This window comes from Streptomyces sp. NBC_00271 (genome assembly GCF_036178845.1).
GTDB lineage: Bacteria > Actinomycetota > Actinomycetes > Streptomycetales > Streptomycetaceae > Streptomyces.
Map to the genome: position 1 here is coordinate 5,167,131 of NZ_CP108070.1, position 14,603 is coordinate 5,181,733.

The following is a 14,603-nucleotide window of genomic DNA, read 5'->3' on the forward strand; positions in this document are numbered from 1 at the left end:
GTTCCCTGCCGAAAGACAGGAAGATCCCGCTCAGGAGGGGAACTTCAGGAAATATCCTCCTGCCACCTGCGGAAATCGCCCCGACCGGCGCCTTCTTGCCCGCGGGCGGCCCGTCGGCGCCTACTGCTTGGCGCCGCCCTTGGCGAGGAAGGACAGCAGGTCCTGGCGGCTGACGACACCGGTGGGCTTGCCCTCGACGAGCACGATCGCCGCGTCGGCGCTGCCGAGCACGGACATCAGGTCGCCGACCGGTTCGCCGGAGCCGACCTGCGGCAGCGGCGCCGACATGTGCTTCTCCAGCGGGTCCTGCAACGAGGCCCGCTGGGTGAACAGGGCGTCGAGCAGCTCCCGTTCGACGACGGACCCGACGACCTCGGCGGCCATCACGTCCGGGTGCCCCGCGCCCGGCTTGACGATCGGCATCTGCGAGACGCCGTACTCGCGCAGCACCTCGATGGCCTCGCCGACCGTCTCGTCCGGGTGCATGTGGACGAGGGAGGGGATGGCGCCGGACACCTTGTCGTTGAGCACGTCCGCGACGCGCGCGCTCGGGCCGGAGTCCTCCAGGAACCCGTAGTCGGCCATCCACTCGTCGTTGAAGATCTTGCTGAGGTAACCGCGCCCGCTGTCGGGGAGGAGCACGACCACGACGTCGTCGGGTCCGAGCCGCTCGGCCACCCGCAGCGCGGCGACCACGGCCATCCCGCAGGAGCCGCCGACGAGCAGCCCCTCCTCCTTCGCGAGCCGCCGCGTCATCTGGAAGGAGTCCTTGTCGGACACGGCCACGATCTCGTCCGCGACCGTACGGTCGTACGCTGTCGGCCAGAAGTCCTCACCGACGCCCTCGACGAGATACGGCCGCCCGGACCCGCCCGAGTACACGGACCCCTCCGGGTCGGCGCCGACGACCTTGACCTTGCCGTCGCTCGCGTCCTTCAGATAGCGCCCGGTCCCGGAGATCGTGCCGCCGGTGCCGACGCCCGCCACGAAATGGGTGATCCTCCCCTCCGTCTGCTCCCACAGCTCGGGGCCGGTGGAGTGATAGTGCGAGAGGGGGTTGTTCGGGTTGGAGTACTGGTCGGGCTTCCAGGCGCCGGGCGTCTCACGGACCAGCCGGTCGGAGACGTTGTAGTACGAGTCCGGGTGCTCCGGGTCGACGGCCGTGGGGCAGACGACGACCTCGGCGCCGTACGCGCGCAGCACGTTGATCTTGTCAGTGCTCACCTTGTCGGGGCAGACGAAGATGCACTTGTAGCCCTTCTGCTGGGCCACGATGGCCAGCCCGACCCCGGTGTTTCCGCTGGTGGGCTCGACGATCGTGCCGCCGGGCTTGAGGGCGCCGCTCTCCTCCGCGGCCTCGATCATGCGCAGGGCGATGCGGTCCTTCACGGACCCGCCGGGGTTGAAGTACTCAACCTTCGCCAGGACGGTCGCCTGGATGCCTGCGGTCACGTTGTTGAGCCTCACCAGCGGGGTGTTGCCGACGAGACTGATCATCGAGTCGTGGAATTGCACCGTTGTCTCCGGAGCTGCGTTTTAACAGGAATGGTCCCGTCAGCCTAAGGCCCTGGGTGACGGTTCACTCGCCGTTGAGATTGGCCGACCTGCTCCACGGGGCAAGCAGTGTTTGTACGGCTACAAGGAGGTGGCGGCGACGTATGTCGAGCTTGTCGAGGGCGAGGGTGGCACGGCGGATCGCGGCGGGCGCCGCGTACGGCGGCGGCGGGATCGGGTTAGTGGGTGCCGCGGCGGTCGGAGTGGTACTGGCCGAGGTGCAGCTGGCGAAGCGCCATGTGGGCAACGGGCACGCGCACGCGCCCCGCGCCGACGGTCTCTACGGGTACGCGTACGCCGTGCAGGACGGGCCGCCGCTGCGGCTGACGATGCTGGGTGACTCGACGGCGGCCGGGCAGGGCGTGCACCGGGCCCGCCAGACGCCCGGCGCGCTGCTGGCGTCCGGGCTCGCGGCGGTCGCCGAGCGCCCCGTGGAGATGTGCAATGTCGCACTGCCCGGCGCCCAGTCCGACGACCTCGACCGGCAGGTCGCGGTCGCCCTCGCGGACACCTCGCGGGTGCCGGACGTCTGCGTGATCATGATCGGCGCCAACGATGTCACCCATCGGATGCCGCCGACGCGGTCGGTCCGCCATCTGTCGGCCGCGGTGCGACGGCTGCGTACGGCGGGGGCCGAGGTGGTCGTCGGGACCTGCCCCGACCTGGGCACGGTGGAGCAGGTCCAGCAGCCGCTGCGCTGGCTGGCCCGCCGCGCCTCGCGCCAGCTCGCCGCCGCGCAGACCATCGGCACGGTCGAGCAGGGCGGCCGTACGGTCTCGCTGGGCGATCTGCTGGGGCCCGAGTTCGAGGCGAATCCGCGCGAGCTGTTCGGCCCCGACAACTACCACCCCTCGGCGGAGGGGTACGCGACGGCGGCGATGGCCGTCCTTCCCACCGTCTGTGCGGCGCTGGGCCTCTGGCCGGCCGAGGAGGAACGCCCGGACGTCTCCCGTCGCGAGGGCTTCCTGCCGGTCGCGCGGGCCGCGGCGGAGGCGGCGTCCGAGCCGGGCACGGAGGTCACGGCCGCCATGCCCACGGGGCCGCGGGGCCCGTGGGCCCTCCTCAAGCGCCGTCGGCGCCGGCGTGTCCCCGCCACGGACCCGGCTCCCGCGCCGACGCCGTCCGCGTGAGGCGGCGGGCGCCGGGGGGTGAGGGGGGTGTCCTGCCGCTGCGGGCGCGTGGGGGCTGGTCGCGCAGTTCCCCGCGCCCCCCAGGGCGGGCTGCGCCCGGATCTTGCGTCCGCCCGACGCTCTTCGGCTACCGGCCGGTGGGAGCTGGTCGCGCAGTTCCCCGTGCCCCTCAGGGCGGGGCTGCGCCCCGGAATCCCGTGCCTCTGGATGGCTCCAGCAACCGAGGTGAGGAAAGCAAGCGCTTAGAAATGCGGTCCTAGTCACACCGTCGGAGCGGTGACCCGGGCGGTACGGGCGGGTAACTTCCCAAGCAGCCCTGCCTGTCCACCCCATAGCGCCCATGGAGCCGTGATGCCCGAAGCCGTGATCGTCTCGACCGCCCGTTCCCCCATCGGCCGCGCTTTCAAGGGCTCCCTCAAGGACCTCCGCCCGGACGACCTCACCGCCACGATCATTCAGGCCGCCCTCGCCAAGGTCCCCGAGCTGGACCCCAAGGACATCGACGACCTGATGCTCGGCTGCGGCCTCCCCGGCGGCGAGCAGGGCAACAACCTCGGCCGCATCGTCGCCGTGCAGATGGGCATGGACCACCTCCCGGGCTGCACCATCACCCGTTACTGTTCCTCGTCCCTCCAGACGAGCCGCATGGCCCTGCACGCCATCAAGGCCGGCGAGGGCGACGTCTTCATCTCGGCCGGCGTCGAGCTGGTCTCCCGCTTCACCAAGGGCAACTCCGACTCCCTCCCCGACACGCGCAACCCCTTCTTCGCGGAGGCCGAGGCCCGCACCGAGGCCGTGGCCCAGTCCGAGGGCTCGACCTGGCACGACCCGCGCGAGGACGGCCTCGTCCCGGACGCCTACATCGCGATGGGCCAGACCGCCGAGAACCTCGCCCGCATCAAGGGCGTCACCCGCCAGGACATGGACGAGTTCGGCGTCCGCTCCCAGAACCTCGCCGAGGAAGCCATCAAGAACGGCTTCTGGGAGCGCGAGATCACCCCGGTCACCACCCCCGACGGCACGGTCGTCAGCAAGGACGACGGCCCGCGCGCGGGCGTGACGCTGGAGGGCGTCCAGGGCCTCAAGCCCGTCTTCCGCCCCGACGGCATGGTCACGGCCGGCAACTGCTGCCCCCTCAACGACGGCGCCGCCGCCCTCGTGATCATGTCCGACACCAAGGCCCGCGAGCTCGGCCTCACCCCGCTCGCCCGCATCGTGTCGACCGGCGTCACCGGCCTCTCGCCCGAGATCATGGGCCTCGGCCCGGTGGAGGCCAGCAAGCAGGCCCTCCAGCGCGCCGGCCTGACCGTCGACGACATCGACCTCTTCGAGATCAACGAGGCCTTCGCCGCCCAGGTGATCCCCTCCTACCGCGACCTGAACATCCCGCTGGAGAAGCTGAACGTGAACGGCGGCGCCATCGCCGTCGGCCACCCCTTCGGCATGACCGGCGCCCGCATCACCGGCACGCTGATCAACTCCCTCCAGTTCCACGACAAGCAGTTCGGCCTGGAGACGATGTGTGTGGGCGGCGGCCAGGGCATGGCGATGGTCATCGAGCGCCTCAGCTAGTTCCGCACGGGTGACCAACGCTGAGCCCAGCGTGACCGAATCGGCCCAGAGCCCAGTAACCACCGGGACTCTGGGCCGATTTGTGATCCAATCCCCCCCAAGATGTGACCTATCTCCCCTTCGAGAGCGATTTACGCAGGTCAGAGCCACTGCGCGACTAAACCCCGGGGCCAAAGTCCTGTCCCATTCGTGACGTTACGCACTGACAACGGGATGGTCCGCCCTTCAAGCTGATGTAGGAAGTCGGGGGGTCGACTTTGAACCGGGAGTACGTCAGTGAGCGCCATGCCAATTGCTCTGCTGCTCACCACCGCCGCGACCGCGGCCGTGGGCGTCGCCGTTCTGCGCACCCTGCAGGGTCTGCGCCGGCAGATCGCGGCCCTGCACAACGAGCTGGCCGAGAGCCGCGCCACGGCCCTCACGCACGGCCTCGTACCTGCGGCGCGCTCGGCCGCGGACACGGACGAGATACGCGCTGCCGTCGCCGAGGCGCTCGCCGAGGAGCGGGAGCGGGAGCTCGCCGAGGCACGGGCGTTCTGGGCCGCCCAGGAGGCGCGTGACGCCTCGGACGCGCCCTCGCTACTCGGTCTGCCCGACAGCGAACTGTTCATGCCCCGCGAGGCGGACTTCTTGAGCCTGGAACCCCTGGAGCCGGTCACCGAGGCGGGCCTCGACGCCGACGAGTACGCGGGTGACTCGCCCGAACTGGCCGCGGCCCGCCGCCGTCACCCCTCGCACCCGGACTTCGTCCCGGTCCAGTCACCCGTCGTGAACGACCACGAGCGCACGGTGTCCTGCCTGGAGGAGCTCGCCGAGTCCCGCACGGAGCTGGCGGACGTCCGCCCCGGCCCGCTCGGCACCCTCGACGTCTACGTCTTCGCCGACGGTACGACCCTGTGCATGACCCCCGGCCACCGCGAAACCGCGGAACGGCTGGCCGCGGCCCTGCGCGCCGGCGAATCCGCGGTCCTCCTCGGCGGCTCCGGCGTCTCCGGCGCCTACGCCCTGACCTTCGCCTGCGGCGAGGAGAGCATCTACATCCTGGCGGACAGGGTCATAGCGTCCCTGTAGGTCCCTAGGTCCCTAGGTCCCTAGGTCCCTAGGTCCCTAGGTCCCTGTAGGTCCCTGCGGGGCCCTGTACCGGCTTCACACCCCGGCTCTCTTCTGCGCCTCCTCCACCAACATCAACGCCTCCGCGAGCTCCCCCTCGTCCCTCAGGACGACCGCCAAATCGTGCGCCGCGACGGTGATTTGATCGGCGACGGCGAACATCCCCGCGTCCGGCATCTCCAAGGGCTCAGCCGCGGGGTCCTCCACACGCTGCGCCCACCGTGCCAACTCCCTGGCCAGCCCCAGCGCCTCCGCGGCGGCCCCCCGTTGCAGCCGGCTCTGCGGTGCGGCCCGCAACCGGTCGGCGAAGTGGTCCACGGCTCGGGTCAGCGGCGTCGTATCAAGCACGCCGCGAGACTACGCGCCGCGACGGGACTGTTGCCAACAACCGAACCCTCAGGCACCGTGGCGTGAAGGACCGGCTTACACCCCATTGCGTCCGGAGGCGCCGATGTCCCAAGTGTTCTCCCAGGAGACCCACCGCAATCTGCTCGCCCGCATTCCCCACTGCACCGGTCGTGAAGTGTCCGACTGGCTGCGCACCGTCGACGAAGGCCCCGCTCTCTTCCGCTTCGAGGAGAAGGTCAGCTGGCTCCGCGCCGAGCACAACCTCGCGTACGGCCACGCCAAGGCGATCATTCATGAGTACGACTTGAGGAGGGCCGCGCGCAAACTGCTCTGAGCGCGCACCACCACCAGGACCAGGCATCCCCATGGCAAAGGGCCCGCGAACCGTCGGTTCGCGGGCCCTTCAGGTCGGTCACCGGCCCGTTCGGCCGGCGGGGTCGACTAGTCGTCGCCGCTGAAGATGGCGACCAGCCGCAGCATCTCGACGTAGATCCACACGAGGGTCATGGTCAGGCCGAACGCGGCCAGCCAGGCCTCCTCCTTCGGCGCGCCGTACGCGATGCCGTCCTCGATCTGCTTGAAGTCGAGGGTCAGGAAGAACGCGCCGATCAGGATCGACAGGATGCCGACGATCGCGCCCAGCGGGCCCATGCTGCGCAGTCCGCCGTCGTTGGCTACGCCGAAGACGACGAGCAGCAGGTTGACCGCCGTGACGACCACGAAGGCGATCGCGATGGTCATACCGATGCGCGCGTACCGCGCGGTCACCCGGACCCAGCCCGCCTTGTAGACGAGGAGGGTCGCTCCGGATACCGCCATGGTGCCGAGCACGGCCTGGAAGGGCGCGCCGCTCCACCGGCTGTTGTACATCTCGCTGATGACCCCGAGGAAGACGCCCTCGAAGGCGGCGTAACCGAGGATCAGCGCGGGCGAGGCCGTGCGCTTGAAGGACTGCACCATCGCGAGGACGAACGCGACGAGCGCGGCGCCGATGGCGAGCCCATAGCTGGTGCTGGACACCGGAAGCAGCGCCCAGGCGAGGATCGCGCCCACAGTGACGGTGCCGAGCGTCATGGCCGAGCGCATGACGACGTCGTCCATCGTCATCCGGCCGGTGGAGACCGGGGCCTGCGGCGGGGCACCCTGCTGGAGGTCCTGCGGGGCGTAAGGGTTCTGCGCGTAGGGGTTGCCACCCTGCGCGTACGGATTGGCCTGCGTGCCGACAGCGGGTCCCCCGGCCTGCGGCGCCGCGTTGAATCCCGCGTAGCCGTTGTCGCGGCTGAACCCCCGTCGCGAGAAGACCGGGTTGCTGCTCCTCATTTCACTCCTCCATGGCCACCGTGCGTAGCCTTGGCTCAAGGGTAATGGGTAGGCAAAGGATTGACCCTACTGCTTGGGGAGGATCTTTCCCTCACGCTGCCAAGGTACGCGTGTGTCTCCCGGCCCGCGCGCACTGGTACCAAGCCGTGACAGGCCCCTTACGCCCTGCCTGGCGGGGTCTCGGCACTCTGCGGCGATCAGTCCAGAGGAAACCCGGTGTAACCCTCCGCCAGGTCCGTCTCGGCCGCCCGCGAGGTGGCGATACGGCGCAGCCGGGCCAACTGGACGCGGTCCTCGAAGGGGGTCGCGTCCGGGGCGCGGTGCAGCAGGGTGGTCATGTCGTACGAGAACCGCTCGGCCTGCCAGACGCGGCGCAGACAGGTCTCGGAGTACGCGTCGAGACGTTCCGCCGATCCGGTCTCCTCCAGGTGGACCAACGCGCGGGCGAACGTCACCACGTCGCCGACGGCGAGGTTCAGTCCCTTGGCGCCGGTCGGCGGAACGATGTGGGCGGCGTCCCCGGCGAGGAAGAGCCGCCCGTGCCGCATGGGCTCGTGGACGTGACTGCGCATCGGGGTGACGGACTTGGAGGTGATGGTTCCGCGCTCCAGACTCCACCCGTCCGCGGTCTCGAAGCGCCGCTCCAGCTCGTCCCAGATCTCCTCGTCCGCCCACGAACCGGCGTCCGTGCCCTCGGGCACCTGGAGGTAGAGCCGGGAGACGGCGGGCGAGCGCATGCTGAGCAGGGCGAAGCCGCGGTCGTGGCGGGCGTAGACCAGTTCGTCGTGGGAGGGCGGCACGTCGGCGAGGATCCCGAGCCAGCCGAAGGGGTACGTCCGTTCGAATACACGGGAGTGCTCGGCGGGTATCGCCCGCCGGGCCACCCCCCAGAACCCGTCGCAGCCGACGACGTAATCGCACTCCAGCACGTCCTCGTGCCCCTCGTGCCCCTCGCGCCGGAAGCGGACCCGTGGCCGCTCGCTCTCCACCCCCTCCACCGCCAGCGCCTCGGCCTCGAAGAGCAGCGGGCCGCCCTCCTCGATCTGGAGCGCGATGAGGTCCTTGCAGACCTCCGTCTGGGCGTACACCATCACGGACCTGCCGCCGGTCAGGGCGGGGAAGTCGACCCGGTGCCGCTCCCGCGCGAACCGCAGCTCGATCCCGTCGTGCCGCAGCCCCTCCCGGTCCATCCGCCCACCGGCCCCGGCGGCCCGCAGCACGTCCACCGTCCCCTGCTCCAGGATCCCGGCGCGCTGGCGCTGCTCGACGTACGCCCGGTCGCGGCTCTCCAGCACGACGGAGTCGATCCCCGCGTTGTGCAGCAACCGCGCCAGCAGCAGGCCGGCCGGCCCGGCTCCGATGATTCCGACGGTGGTACGCATCCGGCACACCCCTTCGTGTTCCGCTCAACCCACGACGTGTTCGCGGTGTTCGACTCCGCCGCACGGTTGTTGCTCGTCTTGCCCAGCTTGTTCGTCTGGTGAAATTTACTTCACCATCTTCGCAGAAGTCTCCGATCGCACACGCTCACTGTCAACGGTTCACGAAGAAATCCGGAGCGGGCCCGGAGCGCCGGGCGGCGCCTGGGTCCGGGTCCCGCCCCGGTGTGCGTCAGGCGTGCCCGCCGTACGTCAATGCAGGTTCTGGACAGCCGAGTCGGTGAAACCGACGGCGAAGACCGAGCGGAGCGACAGATTGTCCGTACCGTTGTAGCCGTCGCAGGCGTTGCCGTTCTCGGAGACGGCCGGGAACTCGTACGGGTACGAGGCCCGCAGCGAGGTGCCGGCGCAGATGCCCTCCGTCAGCCCCCACAGCTCGTCCACCTGGGTGGCGTCGAGCTTTGGCCAGTAGCTGAGGGCCTGCGGCGAGCCGACCGCCCAGTTGCCGCCGGAGGCGCAGCTGGTCACAGCCCGGGTGTCACCCACCCAGGTGTGGGAGAACACCGCGGGCTTGGTGCCGCAGCCCTTGCTGAAGGCGAAGTTCAGCAGGCCGGCGCTGTCGGTCCAGGTCATGCCGCCCTGCAGACCCCAGTAGCCGGGGAGCGTGTAGGCGTCCTGGATCACGGTCTTGCCGCCGGACATGTTCAGCAGCCCCGGGTAGGTCGAGGCGCTCGTCGGGTTGAGCTGGTAGCGCACCACGCGGGCGCCTGCCGCCGAGCCGTACCACTCGCCCGTGACCAGCTTGTAGGGGCTGCCGCCGGTCTTGTCGAGGGAGAGCCAGGAGTAGCAGAGCTGCTGCGCGTCGGGCGTGCCGTCGCCCGCGTCGGTAGCGCACGAGTCCGGCGTGCCCGACTGCTGGTAGTAGTGCACCTCGGGCAGCACGTACGGGTAACCGCAGGCGCTGGACGTGCCGCCGCTGACCCCGTACGAGTTGAGGCCGGAGCCATAGGTGTCGACCTTCGCCATCTTGTTGATGTCGAAGACCCGGATGCCGTGGGCCGTGTCGGTGACGTAGATGTAGTTCGCGTACCAGGCGATGCCGCCGCCGTGACCGGTGACGAACTTGAAGTTCGAGGCGCTGGACGAGGTGCTGGTCGGCTCGGCGAGCAGGACGTGGCGGTACTTGCCGGTGTCCCTGTCGATGAAGGTGAGCTTGAGCAGGTTGTTCGTCTTGCAGCCGTCGTTGGCCTCGAGGTCGCCGGCCGAGTCGGTCTTGAACGTCTTGTAGTGCCAGGCGACCGCTGTGACGTGCTTGCCCTGGATGGCGCCGTCACCCCCGTCGGCGGTTCCGGTGGTGCTCATGCCCTGCGGGAACCAGCGCGGCGTGTTGTCGTCGGCATGCGCCGAGGACCAGCACCAGGCGACCTTCTTGGTCACCGGCGGCAGCGCCTTCGTCTCGTCGCCGGCGCACGCGCGCATGGAACGCAGATTCATCCAGGTGTCGGTGGCCCCGGACGAGTTCTTCGTGAAGTCGGTGGTGACGACGTCCGTGAGGTCGACGTGGTTCGTCAGGACGTTGTTGTAGAGGTTGTTCGTGGCCGACTCGTAGCTCGTGTCGGTCATCTTGAACTGGTCGGCGCCCAGGGTCAGTTTCGACACCACGGGATCGTCCGCGGTCGCGGCCTGCACCGTGAGCCCGCCGAACAGGGCTGCCGTCGCCGCGAGGACCGCCAGCGGTCTGAGTGTCCGTATGAGTGCCACACGCACCCTTCCATCGGATGAACGGAGTATGCCTCCGTTCGGAACATGACATGTCAGATGGAGATCATAAGGGCCGTGTTTTTTCCTGTGGGCGAAGCTCGAACGGTCATGCCGCGATGCCGAGTTGCCCCTGAAGAGCGTCGCGCTGATGCGCCGGTGTTCACGGTGGACGTGGAACCGTCGGCACTGCTCGAAGTCGCCGTTGGCGACGACGGCGCGCGGCAGCGGGAGCGCCTCGCCGCCGGGGGCTCCATTTCGCCGCGACCAGGTCGCGGTCGACGCGATTCCAGGAACCCGCGAAACGGCGGCCGTCGAGGTGAAGGACGAACGCGATGCGTTCCCGCGGTGTTCCCGCGACACGAAAGAGGTATGGGGCCTTCTGCCGTTTTGTCAGTTCAGGTGTCATATGAGAGGAGGTGCCCGGAACCGGACTTGAACCGGTACGCCCGCGAGGGGCAGCGAGGTTTAAGCTCGCCGTGTCTGCATTCCACCATCCGGGCAGGCCATGGGCTCCGCATTGAGGATCCGAGCCTATCGGGGCGCATCCCTCGAACAGTGGGCGAGCGAACCGATGTTGTCTTATTTTATTGACGTCTGAGGGTGCATCAGCCCCCGGTACGGGCCATCCGCACTTGCCAATAGCCTTTCGGGCGGCACAGACCCGCGTATACGGAATGACGGAATTTCACCGTCCGAACGGACGCACCCGCAGGAGTCGTACCCGGACGGCGCTCGGGAAGCACTCAGGGAGCACTCAGGGCGCGCCCTCATCCCCAGGTATGACAAGACCGTCCGCGGTCCGACCCGAGGCTGCCCCCGGAACCGGAACAGCGGCTGACTCCGAGGCGCCGAACGGCCGCGAGGATGGGACACGTCCCCAGAAACGCCGTCGTCCCGACAGGAGCACCCTCCCGTGACCAGCACGCCCCTCGCCGACCGGGCCACCACCGTGGCCGCCCGCGCCACGGAACTGTCGAAGGTCTACGGACAGGGCGAGACCCAGGTGGTCGCCCTCGACCGGGTCTCCGTCGACTTCCGGCAGGCCGAGTTCACCGCGATCATGGGCCCCTCGGGGTCCGGCAAGTCCACGCTGATGCACTGCGTGGCGGGCCTCGACACCTTCTCCTCCGGCTCCGTGCGCATCGGGGAGACCGAGCTCGGCTCCCTCAAGGACAAGCAGCTCACCAAGCTCCGCCGGGACAAGATCGGCTTCATCTTCCAGGCGTTCAACCTGCTGCCGACGCTGACGGCCCTGGAGAACATCACCCTCCCGATGGACATCGCGGGCCGCAAGCCCGACCGCGAGTGGCTGGACAAGGTCATCACGATGATCGGTCTCTCCGACCGCCTCAGCCACCGGCCCTCCCAGCTCTCCGGCGGCCAGCAGCAGCGCGTCGCCGTCGCCCGCGCGCTCGCCTCCCGGCCCGACATCATCTTCGGCGACGAGCCGACCGGGAACCTCGACTCGCGCTCGGGTGCGGAGGTGTTGGGCTTCCTGCGCAACTCGGTACGGGAGTTGGGGCAGACCGTGGTGATGGTGACCCACGACCCGGTGGCGGCGGCGTACGCGGACCGCGTGGTCTTCCTCGCGGACGGACGGATCGTGGACGAGGTGTACGGACCGACGGCGGACTCCGTCCTGGACCGCATGAAGCAGTTCGACGCCAAGGGCCGCACCAGCTGACCGAGAAGGCCGCGCGCCGGCGCTCCCAAGGGGCGCGGGGAACTGCGCGCCCAGCCCCCACCCGCCCGCAGCCGACGGACTCACCGCAGACACCGCCACACCCTCCGCCTGCCGACCGCCTCACCCTCCTGGACTGAGAAACCCCATGTTCCGAACCGCCTTGCGCAACGTGCTCGCGCACAAGGCCAGGCTCCTGATGACCGTGCTCGCCGTAATGCTCGGCGTGGCGTTCGTATCGGGCACCCTGGTCTTCACCAACACCATCTCCGACGCCTACCAGAAGAGCTCCGCCAAGGGCTTCGACCAGGTCGACGTCGCCATCCAGCCCAAGACCCAGGACGACAAGGGCGACAAGGTCGGCAAGGAGCAGAAGCTCACGCAGGCACTGCTCGAGAAGGCCTCCAAGGCCCCCGGCGCCGGCACCACCATGGGCGTCGTGACCGGCTTCACCGCGATAGCCGACAAGAACGGCAAACTCGTCGGCAGCGGCTTCCAGTCGCAGGGCGGCAACTACTGGGGCACCAAGGATGCCCGCTACCCGCTGACCAGCGGCCACGCGCCCAAGGGCGAGAACGAGGTCGCGATCGACTCGGAGACCGCGAGGCGCGCGGGCTACAAGGTCGGCGACACCGTACGGCTGTCCGTCGACGGCCCCGTCCTCAAGCCCACCGTCGCCGGCGTCTTCACCACCGACGACGGCAACGTCGCGGCCGGCGGCAGCCTCGCCCTCTTCGACACGGCGACCGCGCAGCAGCTCTTCCACCGCGTCGGCGAGTACGACGAGATCGACGTCAAGGCCGCGTCCGGCACCAGCCAGACCGCCCTGCGCACCGCCCTCGACCAGGTCATCCCGAAGGGCGTCGCCTCCACCACCACCGGCAAGCAGCTCGCCGACGACCAGGCGAGCGCGATCGCCTCCGCGATGAGCGGTATGAAGACGGGCCTGCTGGTCTTCGCGGGCATCGCGCTGTTCGTCGGTACGTTCATCATCGCCAACACCTTCACCATGCTGGTCGCCCAGCGCACCAAGGAACTGGCCCTGCTGCGCGCCGTCGGCGCCTCCCGCCGCCAGGTCACCCGCTCCGTGCTCGTCGAGGCCTTCGTCGTCGGCGCGGTCGCCGCGGTGGCGGGTCTGCTCGCGGGCATCGGCATCGGCGCGGGCATGCGCTCGCTGATGGGCTCGCTCGGCGCCACCGTCCCGGACGGCCCGCTGGTGATCTCGCCCGGCACGATCGCCACGGCCCTGCTCGTCGGCATCCTCATCACCATGCTGGCCGCCTGGCTGCCCGGCCGTCGCGCCGCGAAGATCCCGCCGGTCGCCGCGATGAGCAGCGTGCACGCACAGGCGACGACGAAGTCCCTGGTCGTACGGAACACGATCGGCGCCCTGTTCGCCGCGGCCGGCGTGGCCGTCGTCCTGTACGCGACGACCATGAGCGGCTCGGACGGCCAGGCCCCGATGGGTCTCGGCGCGGTCCTCCTCATCATCGGTGTCTTCGTGCTGACCCCGCTGCTCTCCCGTCCCCTGATCGCGGCCGCGGCACCGGTGCTCCGTGTCTTCGGGGTCTCCGGCAAGCTCGCCCGCCAGAACTCGGTGCGCAACCCCCGCCGTACGGCCGCCACCGCCTCCGCCCTGATGATCGGGCTCACCCTGATCACCGGTATGACGGTGATGGCGGGCAGCCTGCAGAAGTCGATCGACAAGATGGCCAGCTCCGCGATCAAGGCGGACTACGTCGTGTCGATGGCGAACGGCGTCCCCCTCTCCCCGAACGTCGCGAAGACCCTCGCCGACCTCGACGGCGTCACCGACACCAGCCCCCTGCGCACCTCCCCCTCGCGCATCGACGGCACGTCCGAGTTGCTGGCGGGCGTGAACGGCGAGTCCATCGCCAAGCTCACCGACCTCACGCTCGACGAGGGCGCCTTCAAGGTCGGCGGCACGCAGGTCGTCGTGGACGACGACACCGCCAAGTCGCACGGCTGGAAGGCCGGTTCGAACCTCGCGGTCTCCTACGAGGACGGCAAGAAGCAGCGCCTCACCGTCGCCGGGATCTACCACGGCAACCTGATGATCAACGGCATCATGGTCGACAACGCGACGCTCGCCCCGCACCTGACGGACGTCGCCGACATGCAGGTCATGCTGAAGACGGCCGGCGGCACGTCCGACGCGACCAAGAACAAGCTGGAGAAGGCCCTCGGCAACAACCCGGCCGTCCAGGTCCAGGACAAGAAGGACATCTCCAACGGCATCGCGCAGATGTTCACCCTGATCCTGAACATGCTCTACGGCCTGCTCGCCATGGCGGTCATCGTCGCCGTCCTCGGTGTCATCAACACCCTGGCCATGTCGGTCTTCGAGCGCTCCCAGGAGATCGGGATGCTTCGCGCGATCGGCCTCGACCGCAAGGGCATCAAGCGGATGGTCCGCCTGGAGTCCCTGGTCATCTCGCTCTTCGGCGGCGTGCTCGGCATCGGCCTGGGCGTGTTCTTCGGCTGGGCGGCCGGCGAGCTCGTCGGCAGCAGGATGTCGACGTACGAACTGGTCCTGCCCTGGGACCGGATGGCCCTCTTCCTGCTCCTCGCGGGGACGGTCGGCGTGCTGGCCGCGCTGTGGCCGGCCCGCCGGGCGTCCCGCCTGAACATGCTGTCGGCGATCAAGTCGGAGTAGCGGAGAACCGGTTACGAACGTCGGGGCCCCGTTCCGGATCGGAACGGGGCCCCGGTCGTCGGCGGGCCACT

The 14,603-nt window shown here is 69.5% G+C and carries 11 protein-coding genes and 1 tRNA gene; 6 read left to right on the forward strand and 6 right to left on the reverse strand.

Features of this window, described 5'->3' with window-relative positions; genetic code table 11:
* Positions 1 to 120: 120 nt before the first annotated feature.
* On the reverse strand, positions 121 to 1,515 hold the full coding sequence (locus OG798_RS23710) for a cystathionine beta-synthase (protein WP_054237278.1): 1,395 nt from the start codon (positions 1,513 to 1,515) through the stop codon (positions 121 to 123).
* Positions 1,516 to 1,658: 143 nt separating this feature from the next.
* Here OG798_RS23710 and OG798_RS23715 point away from each other — a divergent pair, with 143 nt between their 5' ends.
* From OG798_RS23715 to OG798_RS23725, 3 genes are all read left to right on the forward strand, one after another.
* Positions 1,659 to 2,684, forward strand: a complete 1,026-nt coding sequence (locus OG798_RS23715; protein ID WP_177324017.1) for an SGNH/GDSL hydrolase family protein — start codon at positions 1,659 to 1,661, stop codon at positions 2,682 to 2,684.
* A gap of 351 nt (positions 2,685 to 3,035) precedes the next feature.
* Positions 3,036 to 4,256, forward strand: a complete 1,221-nt coding sequence (locus tag OG798_RS23720; RefSeq protein WP_075027325.1) for an acetyl-CoA C-acetyltransferase — start codon at positions 3,036 to 3,038, stop codon at positions 4,254 to 4,256.
* A gap of 285 nt (positions 4,257 to 4,541) precedes the next feature.
* Complete coding sequence (locus OG798_RS23725; RefSeq protein ID WP_095858011.1) at positions 4,542 to 5,327, forward strand: hypothetical protein; 786 nt, start codon at positions 4,542 to 4,544, stop codon at positions 5,325 to 5,327.
* Positions 5,328 to 5,402: 75 nt separating this feature from the next.
* Here the strand turns inward: OG798_RS23725 and OG798_RS23730 are convergent, their stop codons facing one another.
* Complete coding sequence (locus OG798_RS23730; RefSeq protein ID WP_079065410.1) at positions 5,403 to 5,714, reverse strand: hypothetical protein; 312 nt, start codon at positions 5,712 to 5,714, stop codon at positions 5,403 to 5,405.
* 103 nt (positions 5,715 to 5,817) lie between these two features.
* On the opposite strand from OG798_RS23730, the gene OG798_RS23735 reads away from it, so the two are divergent.
* Positions 5,818 to 6,048: a DUF4287 domain-containing protein gene (locus tag OG798_RS23735; protein WP_054237274.1), complete on the forward strand. Its 231-nt coding sequence runs from the start codon at positions 5,818 to 5,820 to the stop codon at positions 6,046 to 6,048.
* A 107-nt stretch (positions 6,049 to 6,155) separates the two neighbouring features.
* Here OG798_RS23735 and OG798_RS23740 read toward each other — a convergent pair whose 3' ends face one another.
* The 4 genes from OG798_RS23740 to OG798_RS23755 form a co-directional block, all read right to left on the reverse strand.
* Positions 6,156 to 7,034 (reverse strand): Bax inhibitor-1/YccA family protein, encoded by an 879-nt coding sequence (locus tag OG798_RS23740; RefSeq protein ID WP_328757642.1) that lies wholly within the window; start codon positions 7,032 to 7,034, stop codon positions 6,156 to 6,158.
* A 197-nt stretch (positions 7,035 to 7,231) separates the two neighbouring features.
* Entirely contained in the window at positions 7,232 to 8,416 is a 1,185-nt protein-coding gene (locus tag OG798_RS23745; RefSeq protein WP_328757643.1) for a 4-hydroxybenzoate 3-monooxygenase, read from the reverse strand.
* Positions 8,417 to 8,665: 249 nt separating this feature from the next.
* A complete protein-coding gene (locus OG798_RS23750) occupies positions 8,666 to 10,174 on the reverse strand; it encodes a hypothetical protein (RefSeq protein ID WP_267062032.1) in 1,509 nt (502 codons plus the stop codon).
* Between the two features lie 417 nt (positions 10,175 to 10,591).
* Positions 10,592 to 10,674, reverse strand: a tRNA-Leu gene (locus tag OG798_RS23755).
* Positions 10,675 to 11,087: 413 nt separating this feature from the next.
* Between OG798_RS23755 and OG798_RS23760 the strand changes: the two genes are divergently transcribed.
* Entirely contained in the window at positions 11,088 to 11,858 is a 771-nt protein-coding gene (locus tag OG798_RS23760) for an ABC transporter ATP-binding protein (RefSeq protein WP_054237271.1), read from the forward strand.
* A gap of 145 nt (positions 11,859 to 12,003) precedes the next feature.
* A complete protein-coding gene (locus OG798_RS23765) occupies positions 12,004 to 14,532 on the forward strand; it encodes an ABC transporter permease (protein ID WP_097225652.1) in 2,529 nt (842 codons plus the stop codon).
* The last annotated feature ends 71 nt before the right edge of the window (positions 14,533 to 14,603 follow it).